General features: G+C 64.8%; 15 protein-coding genes. 5 read left to right on the forward strand and 10 right to left on the reverse strand.

What is annotated here, in order from left to right; all coding sequences use genetic code 11:
- Positions 1 to 33 precede the first annotated feature (33 nt).
- From ATJ78_RS00195 to ATJ78_RS00220, 6 genes are all read right to left on the reverse strand, one after another.
- The gene (locus tag ATJ78_RS00195; protein WP_098409103.1) at positions 34 to 1,197 is read right to left on the reverse strand and encodes a cystathionine gamma-synthase; all 1,164 of its coding nucleotides are present in this window, start codon (positions 1,195 to 1,197) and stop codon (positions 34 to 36) included.
- A 47-nt stretch (positions 1,198 to 1,244) separates the two neighbouring features.
- Positions 1,245 to 2,609, reverse strand: coding sequence for a cystathionine beta-synthase (locus tag ATJ78_RS00200; protein ID WP_098409104.1), 1,365 nt, complete (start codon positions 2,607 to 2,609; stop codon positions 1,245 to 1,247).
- A gap of 87 nt (positions 2,610 to 2,696) precedes the next feature.
- Positions 2,697 to 4,565, reverse strand: coding sequence for an ABC transporter ATP-binding protein (locus ATJ78_RS00205; protein ID WP_098405771.1), 1,869 nt, complete (start codon positions 4,563 to 4,565; stop codon positions 2,697 to 2,699).
- A 66-nt stretch (positions 4,566 to 4,631) separates the two neighbouring features.
- Positions 4,632 to 5,621: a carbohydrate ABC transporter permease gene (locus ATJ78_RS00210; RefSeq protein WP_245836145.1), complete on the reverse strand. Its 990-nt coding sequence runs from the start codon at positions 5,619 to 5,621 to the stop codon at positions 4,632 to 4,634.
- The gene (locus ATJ78_RS00215) at positions 5,618 to 6,589 is read right to left on the reverse strand and encodes a carbohydrate ABC transporter permease (protein WP_098405772.1); all 972 of its coding nucleotides are present in this window, start codon (positions 6,587 to 6,589) and stop codon (positions 5,618 to 5,620) included. Before ATJ78_RS00215 ends, ATJ78_RS00210 begins: the two co-directional genes overlap by 4 nt.
- A 76-nt stretch (positions 6,590 to 6,665) precedes the next feature.
- On the reverse strand, positions 6,666 to 8,015 hold the full coding sequence (locus ATJ78_RS00220) for an ABC transporter substrate-binding protein (RefSeq protein ID WP_098405773.1): 1,350 nt from the start codon (positions 8,013 to 8,015) through the stop codon (positions 6,666 to 6,668).
- Between the two features lie 227 nt (positions 8,016 to 8,242).
- Here ATJ78_RS00220 and ATJ78_RS00225 point away from each other — a divergent pair, with 227 nt between their 5' ends.
- Complete coding sequence (locus tag ATJ78_RS00225; protein WP_245836146.1) at positions 8,243 to 9,316, forward strand: LacI family DNA-binding transcriptional regulator; 1,074 nt, start codon at positions 8,243 to 8,245, stop codon at positions 9,314 to 9,316.
- Positions 9,317 to 9,321: 5 nt separating this feature from the next.
- Here ATJ78_RS00225 and ATJ78_RS00230 read toward each other — a convergent pair whose 3' ends face one another.
- The 4 genes from ATJ78_RS00230 to rplJ all read right to left on the reverse strand — a co-directional run bounded on the left by ATJ78_RS00230 (position 9,322) and on the right by rplJ (position 12,127).
- Positions 9,322 to 10,542: an MFS transporter gene (locus ATJ78_RS00230; protein WP_098409107.1), complete on the reverse strand. Its 1,221-nt coding sequence runs from the start codon at positions 10,540 to 10,542 to the stop codon at positions 9,322 to 9,324.
- Between the two features lie 39 nt (positions 10,543 to 10,581).
- Complete coding sequence (locus ATJ78_RS00235) at positions 10,582 to 11,049, reverse strand: MarR family winged helix-turn-helix transcriptional regulator (RefSeq protein ID WP_098409108.1); 468 nt, start codon at positions 11,047 to 11,049, stop codon at positions 10,582 to 10,584.
- A gap of 115 nt (positions 11,050 to 11,164) precedes the next feature.
- Positions 11,165 to 11,560 (reverse strand): 50S ribosomal protein L7/L12, encoded by a 396-nt coding sequence (rplL, locus tag ATJ78_RS00240; RefSeq protein ID WP_098405774.1) that lies wholly within the window; start codon positions 11,558 to 11,560, stop codon positions 11,165 to 11,167.
- A 51-nt stretch (positions 11,561 to 11,611) separates the two neighbouring features.
- Complete coding sequence (gene rplJ / locus ATJ78_RS00245) at positions 11,612 to 12,127, reverse strand: 50S ribosomal protein L10 (protein WP_098405775.1); 516 nt, start codon at positions 12,125 to 12,127, stop codon at positions 11,612 to 11,614.
- A 342-nt stretch (positions 12,128 to 12,469) separates the two neighbouring features.
- On the opposite strand from rplJ, the gene ATJ78_RS15820 reads away from it, so the two are divergent.
- The 4 genes from ATJ78_RS15820 (at position 12,470) to xdhC (ending at position 17,444) form a co-directional block, all read left to right on the forward strand.
- The gene (locus ATJ78_RS15820) at positions 12,470 to 12,607 is read left to right on the forward strand and encodes a hypothetical protein (RefSeq protein WP_156088579.1); all 138 of its coding nucleotides are present in this window, start codon (positions 12,470 to 12,472) and stop codon (positions 12,605 to 12,607) included.
- 204 nt (positions 12,608 to 12,811) lie between these two features.
- A complete protein-coding gene (locus tag ATJ78_RS00250; protein WP_098405776.1) occupies positions 12,812 to 14,245 on the forward strand; it encodes a xanthine dehydrogenase small subunit in 1,434 nt (477 codons plus the stop codon).
- On the forward strand, positions 14,242 to 16,635 hold the full coding sequence (xdhB, locus tag ATJ78_RS00255) for a xanthine dehydrogenase molybdopterin binding subunit (RefSeq protein ID WP_098405777.1): 2,394 nt from the start codon (positions 14,242 to 14,244) through the stop codon (positions 16,633 to 16,635). The genes ATJ78_RS00250 and xdhB overlap by 4 nt, the downstream gene beginning before the upstream one ends.
- Positions 16,635 to 17,444 carry a xanthine dehydrogenase accessory protein XdhC gene (gene xdhC / locus ATJ78_RS00260; RefSeq protein ID WP_098405778.1) on the forward strand — a complete coding sequence of 270 codons (810 nt, stop codon included), beginning with the start codon at positions 16,635 to 16,637 and terminating at the stop codon, positions 17,442 to 17,444. The genes xdhB and xdhC overlap by 1 nt, the downstream gene beginning before the upstream one ends.
- Positions 17,445 to 17,469: the final 25 nt, after the last annotated feature.

Here is a 17,469-nt window from a genome sequence, read left to right on the forward strand (position 1 = left end):
CCGCGTCGCAGCAGTTTGCGGCAACGGCTCCCGTCAGCGCTTCTTGGCCGTACGCGACAGCGCTGCGTCGACGTCGGCCAACAGGTCGTCGACGTCTTCGATGCCCACCGAGAGCCGCACAACGTTCTCGGGAACGGCGAGCGCCGTGCCCTTCACGGAGGCGTGCGTCATCTCGCTCGGGTAGTTGACGAGCGACTCGACGCCGCCCAGCGATTCTGCGAGCGTAAAGACCGTGAGCCGCTCGGCGAAGCGCCGCGCCGCCTTCTCGCCACCGGTGAGAGCGACCGAGAGCATCCCGCCGAATCTCGACATCTGCGACGCGGCAAGCGCGTGCCCCGGGTGGGACTCGAGCCCGGGGTAGTACACGCGCTCGACGCCCGCGCGACCCTCGAGAAACTCCGCGATCTTCTGCGCGTTCGCCGAATGCCGCTCCATGCGCACGTCGAGCGTCTTGATGCTGCGCGACGTGAGGTACGCGTCGAACGGACCAGACACGGCGCCCGCGGCGAACTGCATGAAGCGCACCTTCTCGTGCAGCTCGTCATCGTTGAGCACGAGGGCTCCGCCGATCACGTCGGAGTGGCCGCCCAGGTACTTTGTCGTCGAGTGCACGACAACGTCGGCGCCAAGCGCGAGCGGCTGCTGCAGAGCGGGCGTGGCAAACGTGTTGTCCACAACGACGACGAGTCCGGCCGCGTGCCCCACCTCGGCGAGTTCCGCGATGTCGGTGATCTTCATCAGCGGGTTCGACGGCGTCTCAACCCACAGCACCTTCGTCTCGTCGCGCAGAGCGCCCTGCACGTCGCGCAGGTTGCCGAGGTCCACCACCGTGTGGGCGACGCCCCAGGCCTCGAAGATCTTCGCAAGCAGACGATATGTGCCGCCGTACACGTCGTTGCCGATCACGACGTGGTCGCCGGGCCGCAGCACGCCTCGCAGCAGAGCATCTTCTGCGGCGAGGCCCGACGAGAACGAGATCGCGTGCGAGGCGCCCTCGAGTGCCGCGAGCTGCTGCTCAAGCGCCGTGCGCGTCGGGTTTCCCGCGCGCCCGTACTCGTACCCGTTGCGCAGACCGCCGATGCCGTCTTGCATGTGCGTGGACGTGACGTGGATCGGCGGAATCACCGCTCCGGTCGACTGGTCGGGCGTCTGGCCGGCGTGAACGGCGCGCGTGGAGAAACCTGAAGACTGAGACATTGCTTCCTTTCGTGACGCTGCGTCGCGCGGCAGCATCGGTCGATCGTTCAGCGAGTGGCGTGGGTGAGAAGGTCGGTGCGGGTGAGCACGGCCACGGGGTTGCCGTCGCGCGCGACGAGAAGAACATCGGATGCCGCGAGGCGCTCGCGCGCTGTCGCGACGGACTCGCGGTAGCCGACGAGCGGCAGCGGGTCGCCGAGAGCGGCCGTGACGGCGTCATTCGGCGCGACCTCGCCCGACGCGAGTTTCTCCACCAGCATCCGCTCGCTCACGGCGCCGGCGACCTCGCCCATGACGACGGGCGGTTCCGCCGCGAGCACGGGCAGCCCGGGTACGCCCTGCGTGCGCAGCGTAGTGATCGCGTCACCCACGGTGTCTGTCGCGCGCACGTGCGCAAGCAGATTGCGATCGACGACGTCGAGCACGTCGGCGACCGACGCCTCGTCCTGCCCCGCGCCGTCGATGAACCCGTGGCTGCTCATCCAGCCATCGTTGAAGATCTTGCCGAGGTAGCCGCGGCCGCCATCGGGAAGAAGCACGACGACGACAGCATCCTCTGGCAGGTCCTTCGCGGCCTTGAGCGCCGTCACGACGGCCATTCCGCTCGAGCCGCCCACGAGCAGTCCCTCTTCGCGAGCGAGCCGCCGCGTCATGTCGAACGACTCGGCGTCGGACACGGCGATGACCTCGTCGACAACGCTCGGGTCGTATGCGCCCGGCCAGAAGTCCTCGCCCACTCCCTCGACGAGGTAGGGCCGACCGGAGCCGCCCGAGTACACCGAGCCCACCGGGTCAGAGCCGACGATGCGCACCGAGCCGTTCGAAACCTCGCGCAGGTACCTCCCGGTGCCCGTGATGGTGCCGCCGGTTCCGACGCCCGCGACAAAGTGCGTGATGCTCCCCTCGGTGTCGCGCCAGATCTCGGGTCCCGTCGTTTCGTAGTGGCTGCGCGGACCGTTCTGATTGAAGTACTGATTGGGCTTGAACGCGCCGGGAATCTCGCGGGCGAGACGATCCGACACCGAGTAGTACGACTCGGGGTCGTCTGGCGCGACTGATGTGGGCGTGACGACGATCTCTGCGCCGTAAGCCGTGAGCACGTTGCGCTTGTCTTCACCTACCTTGTCGGGAAGAACGAAGATGCACCGATAGCCCCGCTGCTGCGCGATGAGCGCAAGCCCGACGCCGGTGTTTCCCGATGTCGGCTCGACGATCGTTCCGCCCGGCTTCAGATCGCCCGCCTCTTCTGCAGCGTCGATGATGCGCTCGGCGATGCGGTCTTTCGAGGAGCCTCCCGGGTTGAGGTACTCGAGCTTCACGAGCACGTTCGCCGCGATACCGGCGGTCACGTGGTTGAGCTTGACGAGCGGCGTATCGCCGATCAGATCGGTGATGGAGGAGGCGTACTTCACGTGGGTGTCCGTTCCGTCGTCGGTCGCTTCTGGCGTCACGTCGAGCCTAATACGGCGGCGCTCGACGGCGGCCGAGTATGACGGATGCTACGGCGCGCTGTGGCCGCTCGTCTGCTCGCGGTACATGCGGGCATACACGCCGCCCGCAGCGAGCAGCTGCTCATGGGTTCCCTGCTCCACAATGGTGCCCCCATCGACAACAAGGATGCGGTCAGCGCCGACGATCGTCGACAGACGATGAGCGATGGCGATCGTCGTGCGCCCCTGTGACGCCGTGTCGAGCGCACGCTGCACGACGCGCTCCGAGAGGGAGTCGAGGGCGCTCGTCGCCTCATCGAGCAGCATCACGGCGGGGTCTTTGAGCAGGACGCGCGCGATGGCGAGGCGCTGCTTCTCGCCACCAGACAATCGGTAGCCGCGCTCCCCCACGGTCGTCTCATAACCCTCGGGGAACGCCGCAATCGTGTCGTGGATGTTCGCGGCTCGCGCGGCGACTTCGATCTCAGCATCCGTCGCCTCCGGCTTGGCGTAGCGCAGGTTCTCGGCAATCGTCGCGTGAAAGAGATACGTCTCTTGACTGACGATGCCGATGTTGTCGATCACAGAGCCCTGCGTCAGCGCGCGCACGTCGCTTCCCGCGAATTCCACGGTGCCGCCCGTCGCGTCGTAGAGGCGTGCCGTCAGATACGAGATCGTCGTCTTGCCCGCGCCAGAGGGGCCGACGAATGCGGCGAACTCGCCCGGATCGATGGTGAATGACACGTCGTCGAGCGTGGGGCGCGACTCCTCTGCAGCATCCGGGTATCGAAAGCTGACGTGCTCGAAGCGCACGCGACCGAGCGGACCGGGCGCCTCGGCGACGTCGATCGCCCGGGGACTCTCGGTGATCGCCGGCTTCAGGTCGAGGTACTCGAAGATGCGCGCAAACAGCGCCCCAGAGGTCTGCAGGTCGAGGGCGACGCGCATGAGGCTCGTGAGCGGAAACAGCAAGCGCGACTGCACCGTCGTGAACGCAACGATCGCACCGGCCGTGATATCTCCGAGACGTCCGGTGATGAGCAGTCCGGCGCAGAGGTAGACGACGGCGGGAATCGACGACATGAAGATGTTCACGAGCGCGAAGAACCCCTGCCCGCTCATCGCCTGTCGCACCTGCAGACCGATTTGCGTGCGGTTGGCGTCGCTGTAGCGCTCGATCTCTGCCTGCTGGCGATTGAAGCTCTTCGACAGCAGCATCCCCGAGACGCTCAGAGTCTCTTGCGTGATCGCCGACATGTCCGAGAGCGACTCCTGCGCCTGGCCCGCGATGCGTGCGCGAACCTGTCCGACGCGGCGCTGCACGATCACGAGAAGGGGCATGAGCACGATCGCGACGACCGTGAGCTGCCAGCTGATCAGCACCATCGCGACGAATGCGGCGATGACGTTCACCGTGTTGCCGAGCACGCTCGACACCGTGTTCGTCAGCGCGTTGGCGACACCGCCGACGTCGTTCTGTAGCCGCGATTGAATCACGCCCGTCTTCGTGCGGGTGAAGAAGCTGAGTTCCATGGCCTGCAGCCGTTGAAACAGCTGTACGCGCAGGGCGCCCATGACGCTGTTTCCCACGGTTGCTGTGAGATACGCCTGCCAGACGCCGAGCGCGGCCAAGACCACGTAGAGCCCGACCATCGCCCCGACGATCACGCCCAGCGCCTCGAGGTTGGGCGGTCCTTCAGGCGGAAAAAGCCCGACGTCGAAGGCGCTCTCGACCAGTAGGGGCGGAATCACCGAGATGGCAGCCGTGACCAGCACGACGGCCACCGTGAACGAGATCGCGATCTTGTGCGGCCGAAAGAGCGCGAGGACGCGCCGGAACAGGTGAGGAATGCGCGGGGCGCTGGCGTTCTGCTTCTTGAGCGCCTCGGCATCGGCGCGAGCGGCACCGCCGACCGATCGACCGCCGCGCATGCTCATACCCTCACCTTATGCAGGTGAGGGTATGAGCATGGGTGCGCGTGCGACGCTGTCGGCGAACGCCCGTCAGCCCTTCGTCGAACCCGCGAGCAGACCTCGCACGAAGTACCGCTGCAGGCTGAAGAACACGATGAGCGGCACAATCAGCGAGACGAATGCGGATGCTGTGAGTCGCTGCCAGTCCTGGCCGCGTGTTCCGGTCAGCTCCGCCAGCCTCTGCGTGAGCGGTGCGACGTCTTGTGTTCCGCCCGAGAAGATCAGGGCGACGAGCAGGTCGTTCCATACCCAGAGGAACTGGAAGATCGCCACAGACGCGAGAGCCGGCATCGCAAGCGGAATCACGATCCTGAAGAAGATCTGCGCGTGGTTCGCACCATCAACGCGCGCAGCTTCGATCACGTCGCTCGGGATCTCCGAGATGAAGTTGTGCAGCAAGAAGATCACGAGCGGCAGCCCGAAAATGGTGTGCGCAACCCAGATCGACAAGTAGCTCTGCTCGGGGATCATCGGAATGATGTCGTGGATCACTCCCTGAATCGGCTTGAGCAGCTGAACGGTCAGCTGCAGCAGAGGAAGCAGCGCCATCTGCAGCGGAACGATCTGCAGCGCGAACACGAAGATGAACAGCCAGTTCGACCCTCGAAAGCGAATCCACGCAAACACGTATGCTGCCATGGCCCCGAGAATGATCGGAAAGATCGTGCCGGGGATCGCGATGGCGAGCGAGTTGGCGAAGTACGCGCCCAGCTGCGGAGACGAGGCGGATGCTGAGAGCAGCACCTCCTGGTAGTTCTCGAGTGTGAAGCCGGGGTTCTGAAAGATCGTCCACCAGCCGGTGGACTGCAGCAACTCCGGCGGGCGGAACGATGAGACGAACAGTCCGAATGTGGGAATCGTCCAGACGACCGCGATGATCAACGCGACGACAGAGGCGGTACGCGAGGTCAGCCGGCGCTTCACGCGCTTGCTCGACCCTTGATCGAACCGCTCTTTGCGTGCCTTCTTTCCGCCATCCGCCGTCGTCACGACCGCGGTGCTCATGGGTGTCTCGCTCATCGGATCTCCCTCTGCTGCCTGAGCACTCTGACGTTGTAGACAACGATCGGGAGCACCATGACGAACAGAACGAGCGCGAGCGCCGATCCGCGCCCCGGCTCGTTCGCACGGAATGCCTGCGTATACATCTCGTTCGCGATGACGCTCGAGCCGAAGTTGCCCGCCGTCATGGTGCGCACGATGTCGAACACCTTGAGGGTCGCGATCGTAATGGTCGTCACGACGACGACAAGCGAGCCTCGGATGCCGGGAAGCGTGACGTTCCGAAAACGCTGCCACGCGTTTGTTCCGTCGAGTTCTGCAGCCTCGAGCTGATCGGCGGGAATCGCCTTGATCGCGGCCGAGAGCACGACCATGGCGAACCCGGTCTGGATCCAGATCATCACGATGATGAGGAGGAACGTATTGATCGGGCTCGACTGCAGCCATTGAACGGGCTCTCCGCCGAACCACACGACGATCTGGTTGAGAAGTCCGATCTGGTCACGATCGCCCGCGCGGTAGTCGTAGACGAACTTCCAGATGACGCTCGCTCCGACGAATGAGATCGCCATGGGCATGAAGACGAGGGCCTTGTAGATCTTTTCACCGCGGGATTTGTCGATAAACACCGCGTACGCGAGACCGACGATCGTCGAGACGGTCGGCACGAGGATGACCCAGAGAACGGTGTTGAGCAGAGTCTGGAGGATCGTGGGCTGGGTGAACATCCAGACGAAGTTCTCGATGCCGTTCCATTCTCCGTTGCGATCGGTGAACGACAGCAGCGTCGTACGGATCGCAGGGTAGATGAGGCCGAGCGTAAGCAGAATCATCGCGGGAGCAAGGAAGCCGAGGATCTGCCAGATGTTCCGGCCGCGCCTCGGAGCTCTGCCGAGCAGAAGAAGGAGCACCCCGATTACTGCCGCAAAGATCGCCAGGCCGCCGACCAGCTGAATGATCTTTCCGATGAGATCAGCAGTCGTCATGGTGTGACGCCTTTCGTTGAAGGGAGGAGATGCGAGGTGGGGCCGACGCGGCGGCCCCACCTGCGTTCATCGAACGTCAGCTGCTAGGCCAGCTGGACTCGATGGTGTCGGCAACGTCTTGCGAGCTCTTGCCGTTGAGCCACTCGATGATGCCCGTCCAGAACGACGAAGCGCCGACGGCGCTCGGCATGAGGTCAGAGCCATCGAAGCGGAACACGGTGTCAGGGTTCTGCAGAATCTCGACGCTGTCCTTCAAAATGTCGCTTCCCGCGTTCTCCGGGTCGAGCCCCGAGTTCGCGCTGATCACACCGCCGAGCGAGACACGCTTGTTTGCCCAGGTGTCGCTCGAGAGGTATGCGCGCACAGCTTCGACCGCGTCGCTCTCCGTGAACGCGACGACAAGCTCCCCACCGCCGGTGACGGCCTGTCCGGCGTCGGCGGACACCGGAGGCATGAGGAACGCATACACGTCGCCATCGGGTGCGACGGTCGTACCCTCAGGCCAGAAGCCCTCATAGAACGATGCCTGGTGGTGCAGCGAGCACTCTCCGTCGAGAATCGGCAGACCAGCATCGCCGAACGCGGTCGAGATGATCGTCGAAACGTCGCCGAGGCCGCCGTTCACCATGTCAGGGTTCTTGAGGTACTCTGCGGCCGAGTCGAACGCCTTCACGATCGCGGGGTCGTTGAACGGGATCTCGTGAGCGACCCACTGGTCGTACACGTCAGGTCCGGCCTGGCGAAGCACGAAGTCCTCGATCCAGTCGGTTCCGGGCCAGCCACTCGCCTCACCCGACTCCATGCCCGCGCACCACGGCTTGTGGTCGCCCTCGGCGGCGATGGTCTCGCTCAGCTCCATGAGCTCGTCGAGCGTCTTCGGAATCTCGTAGCCCTTTTCCTCGAACTCGCTCGGCGAGTACCAGATGTATCCCTTGACGCTCGCCATGAGGGGGGCAGCGTAGAACTCGCCGTCATACGTGCCGTACGTCTTCCAGTCCTCAGACCAGAACTCGTCGACGTGGTCTTCGACAGCCTGCGATGCCGGCTTGAGGTAACCGCCCTCGGCAAGGGTGTTGAACAGTCCCGGCTGCGGCACGATGCCGATGTCCGGCGCATTCCCGGCCTTCGCCTGAACCGCGATCTGCGTCTCGAACTCCTGCGAGCCCTGGTAGTTGACCTCAATTCCGGTGCAGGCGGCGAAGTCCTGCCACGTCTGGGTCATGAGGTCGGCCTCGGTGTCGACGATCGTGCCGGCGATCGACACCGATTCGTTCTCGAATGTTCCGTACTCCTCGTACGGCGAACAGTCGATATCTTCCTTGTCTTGTGCCGCAATGTCTCCGGTGCACCCTGTGAGCGCCAAGCCGGCGACGCCGGCGAATGCTAATGGGATGAGAATGCGCCTGCCGCGCTGTGTAAACCTCATCGTTGTCCTCCTCGTCGAGTGATGCAGGGCGGGTAGTTTCCCGAGAAACCGTCAGGAACCGGTTCCAGTTGCCAACCTACTTGTCGACCAGCAGTCGCACAAGAGACGAAGATCACAAATGGATATCCCCTCTTGCCCGCCGTCGGACCGAATGGAAGCGCTCTCACGCTCTTGCGAGTCGTTGGAACCGGTTCCACATCTCTCGAAACTGCGGTACTGTCACCTCAGTGCGAGCCGCGCGTGTGTTGATCGCGGCATCCACCAACCAGATGTCCGCCGCCGATGGAGTCCTCATGAGCGCTCTCGCCGATGTCGCAAAGCTCGCGGGCGTCTCGAAGTCGACGGCGAGCAGAGCGCTGTCGGGCGGCGGATATGTTTCCGAGGCGACCCGACGTAAAGTGAGCAGTGCTGCCGAGAAGCTCGGCTACGTCGCCTCACCCAACGCAGCAAGCCTCGTCACGGGCCGCACCAAGACGGTCGGCGTCATGATCCCCTTCATCTCACGCTGGTTCTTCGGCGAAGTGCTCGAGGGCATCGAATCTCAGTTGAGAGCGCACGGCTATGACATGACGCTCTACAACGTGCATCCCAGCGAGCGCAGCGACGACGTCTTCGACTACTTTCTCGCACGAAAGCGATTTGACGGAGTCATCGCCGTCGCTGTCGAACCCGTCGACTCTGATATCGCGCACTTGCGCGGGCTCGGACGACCTGTCGTCGGAATTGGCGGCCATGTTCCCGGCATCGCCTCGGTCGCCATCGACGACGTTGCCGTCGCGCGCCTCGCCACGGAGCATCTGATCGGGCTCGGCCATACATCCATCGTGCACCTCGGCGGAGACTCCGGTCCACGCTCGGACTTCTCGGTGCCACGGAAACGCCGCCAGGGCTACGAACAGGCCATGCAAGCCGCCGGCCTGCCGACTGGTCGCGTACTCGACGCGGATATGAGCATTCCAGACGGATACGAAGCTGCTGTCGAAGTGCTCACCGACGCGAGAGATCGGCCGACGGCGATCTTCGCGGCGTGCGACGAGCTCGCGATCGGTGCCATCATCGCCGCTCGCCGACTCGGAATCGACGTGCCCGGACAGTTGAGTGTGATCGGAATCGACGGCCACGAGTGCGCGCCGATGTTCTCGCTCACGACGTTCGAACAGTCACCGCACGAGCAGGGGATGCAGATCGTGAACACTCTGCTTGACGCGGTCGACCGCGGCGTGGAGCCGGACGAGGGTGTCGTCTACCACCCGACCCGACTCAAGGTGCGCAACTCCACGAGCGCTCTTCGCAGCAGCTGAGGCGTTTAGGAGGCGTCTCCCGCGGCAATCGCCGCCGCTTCGTCAAGCTCGCTCTCGATCGACGTGTTCACGCGGCGCAACACGCGGTGCCCGATGAGCACGACGAGGAACGAGATCAGCGCGGCTCCCGCAGCAGCGAAGTACGGAACCGGCGCTCCGAAGGAATCGGCGAGCATTGTCGCAGCCGTCGGTGCGATAGCGCCTCCGACAAAACGCACGCCCGAGTAGGCAGATGACGCGACCGACCGGGGAAGGTCAGTCGCCTCCATGACGGACTCTGTCAACACGGTGTTGAGCACGCCGAGCACGAGGCCGCCGAACACGATGCACGCAATCAGCCCTGGAACGCTCTCAATGACGAGTCCCGCCGCGATCAAGGTGAGTGTCAGCAGAGCGAGCGCCCAGCGCAGCACGGTCGTGCGGTGCATGCGCGCCGTGAGAAGCGGAGCGAGAAAGACGCTTGTGATCGCAAGCCCGACTCCCCAGCCGAAGAAGGTGAGCCCGAGTCCCATTGCGGGCAGGCCGAGGGGAAACGGCGAGTACGCGAGAAGCACGAAGAAAGCCATGTTGTAGAAGAGCGCAGCGACGGCGAGCAGGCCGAGTGCAGGTCGCCGCAGCGCCGTGAACGGCGCAGAGAGGGCGACAGGCTCCACGCGCGCGTTCGCGCTCGAGTCGGTCTTCAGCAGCGTGACGATTGCGATGAAGCCGACGGCCATGAGTGCGGCGGTCCCGAAGAAGGGGCCGCGCCAGCTGATGTGGCCGAGAAGACCGCCCAGCAGAGGGCCCACGGCGATGCCAAGGCCGAGTGCCGCCTCATACAGGATGATCGCCGCACCGGAACCGCCCGTGGCAGCACCGACGATCGTGGCGAGCGCGGTTGAGATGAACAGGGCGTTTCCGAGCCCCCACCCCGCGCGGAAGCCGATGACGGCTTCGACGTTGTTCGACAGCGCGGCGAAGAGCGCGAAAGCGACGATGAGCACGAGGCCGAACATCAGTGTCCGCTTCGCGCCGATCCGGCTCGACAGCCAGCTCGTGAAGAACATGGCGACGCCCGTCACGGCAAGGTAGCTCGTGAACAGCATCTCCGTCTCTGTCGGCGTCGCGTGGAGGTCAGCAGCGATGCTCGGAAGGATCGGATCGACAAGACCGATCCCCATGAACGCGATGACCGCGGCGAAGGCCACGGCCCATACAGATTTGGGCTGCGTGAGAAAACTGCGCATTCCGCCGTCAGAGGATGCTGTCACGGGAAGAGAATCTCCTTATTGTTGTCGTACGTTGCCTTCGACCGATGTGCGCTCGTTCACGATCTCGAGCGTGCGTTCGATGACGCGCACGTCGTCGTCGCTCAGCCCCTCGAAGTACGGGGCAAGCGAACGAGCGAGTGCCGTTCGCCACTCGGCGAGCGCGTCTGTACCGCTCTCGGTCACCTCGAGCAGCTGCGCACGCGCATCGTCGGGATCGGTGATGCGTGTGACCCACCCCAATTCGACGAGATGCTGCACGATCTTCGTCATCGTCGGCTGAGTAACCCGCGACTGGCGAGCGAGCTCCCCCAGCCGGGTCGGTCCCAGTGCCTGGAGTGCCGCGACCGTGCGCCAGACGGCCGGGTTCTGCGGATCGACGAGCGCTTGCGCGGCGAGCCGAGTCAACCGGTGCGCCGACGCGACGAGTTCGCCGATGAGCGTCTCCGCTTCGCAACCCTCCGTGGGACGAGGATCATCGGTCATGCTTCCCATTATATACATAGCCTATCTATATAGCAACGTGTCGGATACGGCAGAAGGCCCTGCTCCGCTGGAGCAGGGCCTTCTGACCTCACGATATTCCCGTGGCGGGACGTGATTACTTGAGCGTGACAGTTGCGCCGGCCTCTTCGAGAGCAGCCTTCGCCTTGTCAGCGGTCTCCTTGTTGGCACCCTCGAGAACGGGCTTGGGTGCACCGTCGACGAGGCCCTTGGCGTCGCCGAGGCCGAGCGAGGTGAGCTCGCGGACGACCTTGATGACCTGGATCTTCTTGTCGCCAGCACCCTCGAGGATGACGTCGAACTCGGTCTGCTCTTCAGCAGCCTCCTCGGCGGCACCAGCACCACCGGCAGCCGGAGCGCCAGCGGCGACGGCGACCGGAGCGGCAGCGGTGACCTCGAAGGTCTCCTCGAAGACCTTGACGAACTCGTTGAGCTCGATGAGCGAGAGCTCCTTGAAGGCCTCGATGAGCTCCTCAGTTGACAGCTTTGCCATTGTTTTCTCCTTGTTGAATCGTTTACTCACCGCTTGTGAAAGGCACGAGCCTTACGCAGCGGACTCCTGCTTTTCACGCAGCGCGTCGACCGTGCGAACGGCCTTCGACAGCGGTGCGTTGAACAGATATGCGGCTCCGAACAGCGAGGCCTTGAAGGCGCCGGCGAGCTTGGCCAGCATGACTTCGCGGGACTCGAGGTCGGCGAGCTTGCCTACCTCTTCGGCGGTCAGCGGGTTACCGTCGAAGTAACCACCCTTGATCACCAGGAGAGGGTTTGCCTTGGCGAAGGCGCGCAGACCCTTGGCGACGGAGACAGGGTCACCGTGCACGAAGGCGATTGCCGACGGTCCGGTCAGGTCGTCCTTGAGCGACGACATGCCCGCGTTGTCCGCAGCGATCTTGGTCAGCGTGTTCTTCACCACGGCGTAGGTTGCGTCCGCACTGATGGACTTGCGCAGCTCCTTGAGCTGTCCCACAGTGAGGCCGCGGTACTCGGTCAGCAGAACGGCGGTCGAGTTCTGGAACTTGTCCGTGAGCTCGGCAACCGCGGCTTCCTTGTTCGCCATGGCCACTCCTTATGTATGCGTTCGCGCGTCGCGGAGGCGACGCGCCCCTCATACCGTGGCGGCCCGCTCATGAAAAAAGCTCCGGCACAGGAGGCGCGGAGCTGGTGCAGAGATGATCTGCGTAAACTTCGATTCCACCTGCGCGGGCCGTTCTCGAGAAGAGAACCTTCGTGCGTGCACACTTCTGCGCACCACAGACCAACGGTCTTCGGTACGAGCAAGCCTACGTGACGGTGACGGCAAAGACAAATCACGGCCGGCACTCCTTGACCGCGCAGCATCCTTCTCGTAATCTTTTCGTATAGAGAGAGTTCGTTTTCATATCACGAAATGGAGGAGCGAATGCCGACACTCGACGATGAGGCGACAAACGCGACCGACAGCCCCGACAACAACGGCGCTCCGCCGTGGAACGAGATCGACCCGGACTTCTTCATCCCGGAGGGGTCCCAGCGCGGGTGGTTCAGCATCCGCCGATAGCGACGTGAAACGCAGCTCGACCAATAATCCGAGATACGGAAAAGCGATTCCAAAACAACTGGATTCCCGTCGCATGGCGCGGTAGAATTCACGACACGCTGCTCACCGCAGCGCAGGGCGGCGTCAGCAGGCGCGTATTCCCAAGTATGAAGAGGTACGAGGGTTCGGGGTGAACGCGGCCTCTCACGACATGGAGCGTGACACATGGATGTGACCGTCAATGGAGAACGCCGGGCTCTCGCTGGTCTTCGAGCGCATGAGAATGCCCTGGACTGGCTTCGATCCAACCGGCTGACCGGAAGCAAAGAAGGCTGCGCCGAAGGCGAGTGCGGCGCGTGCGCCGTCATGGTCGCCCAGCCCGATGGGAACGGCGGCAGCACCTGGACGAGCGTCAACTCGTGCCTGATCCCCGCGGCGTCACTCGACGGGCAGGAGATCGTGACGTCTGAGGGACTCGCGACGGACGGCGACCTGCACCCGGTTCAAGAGAAGCTCGCGGAGGCCGGGGGCTCTCAATGCGGCTATTGCACGCCCGGTTTCGCGTGCAGCATGGCCGCCGAGTACTACCGTGCCGACCGCACTCCGTGCGAGCACCCGGCAGACGGCGAGCACGGCGCGAACGGCTTCGACCTGCACGCGCTGAGTGGCAACCTGTGCCGCTGCACCGGCTATCGCCCGATTCGGGATGCGGCGTACGGGCTCGGCTCTCCGGACGCCGACGATGCACTTGCGGCGCGACGCGCCACCCCAGCGCCCGAGCCCGCCGCGACGGACTACGTCGCAGAAGACGGTCGCTTCGTGCGACCGACGGGACTCACCGATGCTCTCGCACTTCTCGCTCAGGAGCCGAATGCCGTGGTCGTCTCGGGCTCGACGGATTGGGGCGTCGACGTCAACATCAAGGGAACGCGCGTTCCGCTTGTTGTCGCGATCGACAGGCTGCCAGAGCTTCGCACGCTCACCATGGACGATGTCGCCGTCGAGATCGGTGCCGCCGTGACGCTCTCGGAGGCCGAGCGCTACCTCGGAGGGCGGGTTCCGCTGCTCGAGCAGGTGTTCCCGCAGTTCGCCTCTCGGCTGATCCGCAATCGCGCGACCATCGGAGGCAACGTCGGCACCGGCTCCCCCATCGGAGACATGCCTCCCGCCCTTCTCGCACTCGACGCGAGTGTCGTGCTGGCGTCGGCCCGCGGCGAGCGCGAGGTGCCCCTCGCCGAGTACTTCACGGGCTACCGGCAGACCGTGCGCGACGACGGGGAGCTCATCCGCGCCATTCGCATTCCGCTGCCCCTCGCCCGCGAGACGGCGTTCCACAAGATCGCCAAGCGTCGTTTCGACGACATCTCGAGCGTCGCTGTCGCGTTCGCCGTCGATGTCGACAACGGCGTCATCGCGCGGGCACGCATCGGGCTTGGCGGTGTGGCCGCCACGCCGATCCGCGGACTGAAGACCGAAGCGCTCCTCGAGGGCCGGCCGTGGACGGCCGAGACGGCTCGGGATGCTGCAGCATCCCTTGCGAGCGAGGGAACGCCCATGAGCGACCACCGCGCGAGCAGCGAGTACCGCAGCATCATGCTCTCGCAAGCGGTGCTGAAGTTCTTTGCCCAGACTGCGGAACGCGAGGAGGTGGGAGCATGAGCGCCCTGTCGGAACGTCCAGAGAACCCGGTCGTCGGAGTCCGGGAGCCGCACGAGAGCGCCGTCGGCCACGTCACGGGAGCCGCGCTCTACACTGACGACATCGCCGTGCGCGGTGATGCGCTCACCGCATGGCCTGTACAGGCGCCGCACGCTCACGCGCTCGTGACGGACATGCGCGTCGAGAGGGCACTCGCGGTGCCCGGCGTCGTTCGCGTCCTGACCGCGGACGACGTGCCCGGCATCAACGATGCGGGGGTCAAGGGTGACGAGCCTCTCTTTCCCACCGAGGTCATGTACTACGGCCATGCCGTGTGCTGGGTGCTCGGCGAGACGCCGGAGGCCGCGCGGCTGGGAGCTGCCGCCGTCGAGGTGGACTATGAACCACTCCCCTCTCTCGTCACGATTCGGGAGGCAATCGAGGCAGAGTCCTTTCAGGGACCGCAGCGACTCACGAAGCGCGGCGATGCCGATGCTGCCCTCGCAACAGCGCCTCGCGTCTTCGAGGGCGTTACCGAGTTTCCGGGGCAGGAGCACTTCTACCTTGAGACGATGGCGTCGCTCGCGTACTACGACGAGGGCGGCACTCTCTACGTGCAGGCTGGCACGCAGCATCCGTCTGAAACGCAAGAGATCGTCGCGCACGTTCTCGGCCTGACGAACAACGAAGTCGCGGTTCAGTGCATTCGCATGGGCGGAGGATTCGGCGGCAAGGAGATGCAGCCGCACGGCCTCGCCGCGATTGCCGCAATCGGCACATCGCTCACGGGCCGCCCTGTGCGACTGCGGCTCAACCGCACGCAAGACATCACCATCACCGGAAAGCGCCACGGGTTCCACGTGAGCTGGAAGGCCGGCTTCTCTGACGAGGGAAAGATCCTCGCGCTCAAGGCCACGCTCACGGCAGACGGCGGCTGGAGCCTCGACCTCTCGGAGGCGGTGCTCGGCCGCGCGCTGTGTCACCTCGACAACGCGTACTGGATTCCCGACATGGAGGCGCTCGGGCGCATCTCGAAGACGAACAAGACGTCGCAGACGGCATTCCGCGGCTTCGGCGGCCCTCAGGGCGTCTTCGTCATCGAGGACATCATGGGGCGCTGCGCGCCGGAGCTCGGCATCGACCCGGCCGAGCTGCGTCGCCGCAACTTCTACGTCGCCGGGCAGACAACGCCGTACGGGCAGCCCGTGCGTCACCCTGAGCGCATGCACGAGATCTGGGACCAGGTCATCGGGACGTCAGGCTTCGCCGAGCGCAGCGCCGACATCGCCGCGTTCAACACCGCGCACGAGAATGCCAAGCGCGCCCTCGCGATCACACCGATCAAGTTCGGCATCTCGTTCAACGTTGCGGCGTTCAACCAGGCCGGCGCGCTCGTGCTCGTGTACAAAGACGGCTCGGTGCTCATCAATCACGGCGGAACCGAGATGGGCCAGGGCCTGCACACGAAGATGATTCAGGTTGCGGCAACGGCTCTCGGCGTGCCGCGCTCTGCCGTGCGGCTTGCTCCGACGCGAACAGACAAGGTGCCCAACACCTCGGCGACGGCCGCGAGCACGGGAGCCGACCTCAACGGCGGTGCCGTGAAGAACGCGTGCGAGCAGATCCGCGAGCGCATGGCGGGAGTCGCGGCGACAATGCTGCGCGCCAACCCCAGCGATGTGCGATTCTCGCACGGGACCGTCACGGCACTCGGCCAGCACGCGACACTCACGTTCGACGAGGTGGCGCAAGAAGCCTACCTGCAGCGCGTTCAGCTGTCAGCATCCGGGTATTACCGCACTGAGGGGCTGCACTGGGACGCCGAAGCGTGGTTCGGCTCGCCGTTCAAGTACTTCGCGTACGGTGCCGCGGCGACGGAGGTCGAGGTCGATGGATTCACCGGTGCGTACCGCATCCGTCGCGTCGACATCGTTCACGACGTCGGCGACTCGCTCTCCCCGATCATCGACATCGGGCAGGTCGAGGGCGGCTTCGTGCAGGGAATGGGCTGGCTCACACTCGAGGATCTGCGCTGGGACGCCTCAGACGGCCCCAACCGCGGTCGGCTGCTGACGCAGGCGGCGAGCACATACAAGCTGCCGAGCTTCTCGGAGATGCCCGAGGAATTCAACGTGTCGCTCTACGAGCGCGCGCACGAAGACGGCGTCGTCTACGGTTCCAAAGCCGTCGGCGAACCGCCCCTCATGCTCGCGTTCAGCGCGCGGGAGGCGCTGCGGCAGGCCGCTGCCGCCTTCGGTCCAGCGGACACACCGTGCGATCTCGCCTCCCCGGCGACGCCCGAGAACGTGTTCTGGGCGCTGCAGCGTGCTGCGTTGCAGAACACCGACGTGCATGTCGACGCCCCGACCGCAGACGCTGCCGCCGCCGAACCGAGTCTCGCGAGGTCCTGATGGACTGGCTCAGGGTCGCGCAGACCCTGCGCGACCGCCGCGAGGGTCACGTTATCGTGACGCTCGCGACGGTTCGCGGTCATTCCCCGCGCGACGGGGGCGCCAAGATGGTCGTGTCGCGCGGCGAGTCGTGGGGCACGATCGGCGGGGGCAATCTCGAGGCCACCGCGATCGATCGCGCTCGTGCGATGTTGGAATCGGATGCAGCAGTCCCCGAGCTCATGACGCTCAACCTGAGCGACAAAGCTCCCGCCGAGTACGGCGTTCAATGTTGCGGAGGCGAGGTCACCATGCTGCTCGAACCCATGCGCGCTGGACAGTCGATCGCGATCTTCGGCATGGGCCACGTCGGCTATGAGCTTGCGCGCATTTTGTCACGCCACGACGTGAGTCTCGCGCTCGTCGACTCTCGAGAGGATGCTGTCGCGGCAGAGCGTCTCGCGGTGCTCGACGACGGCCCAGCGTCGATCACTGCACACCATGCCGTTGTTCCCGAGTCGGTTCTGCGCACGGTGCCCGAGAACACGCATGTGCTGATCATGACGCACGATCATGCGGAGGATCTGGCGCTGTGCGATCTCGCGCTCCGCACACCGGGCATCGCCTCGATCGGATTGATCGGCTCGAGCGCCAAGTGGGCGCGCTTTCGCATGAAGCTCGCCGAGGCAGGCCACTCAGCCGACGAGATCGCGCGCATTCAGACGCCGATCGGCATCGACAGCATCCGAGCAAAAGAACCGGCTGCGATCGCCGTGAGCGTCGCAGCCGGTCTTCTCAGTGACGTTAGTGCCTACCCGCCGAGCAGGTAGCGACCCTGGGTGGCCGAGTGCCTCG

This window comes from Paramicrobacterium agarici (assembly GCF_002563955.1).
GTDB classification, from domain to species: domain Bacteria; phylum Actinomycetota; class Actinomycetes; order Actinomycetales; family Microbacteriaceae; genus Paramicrobacterium; species Paramicrobacterium agarici.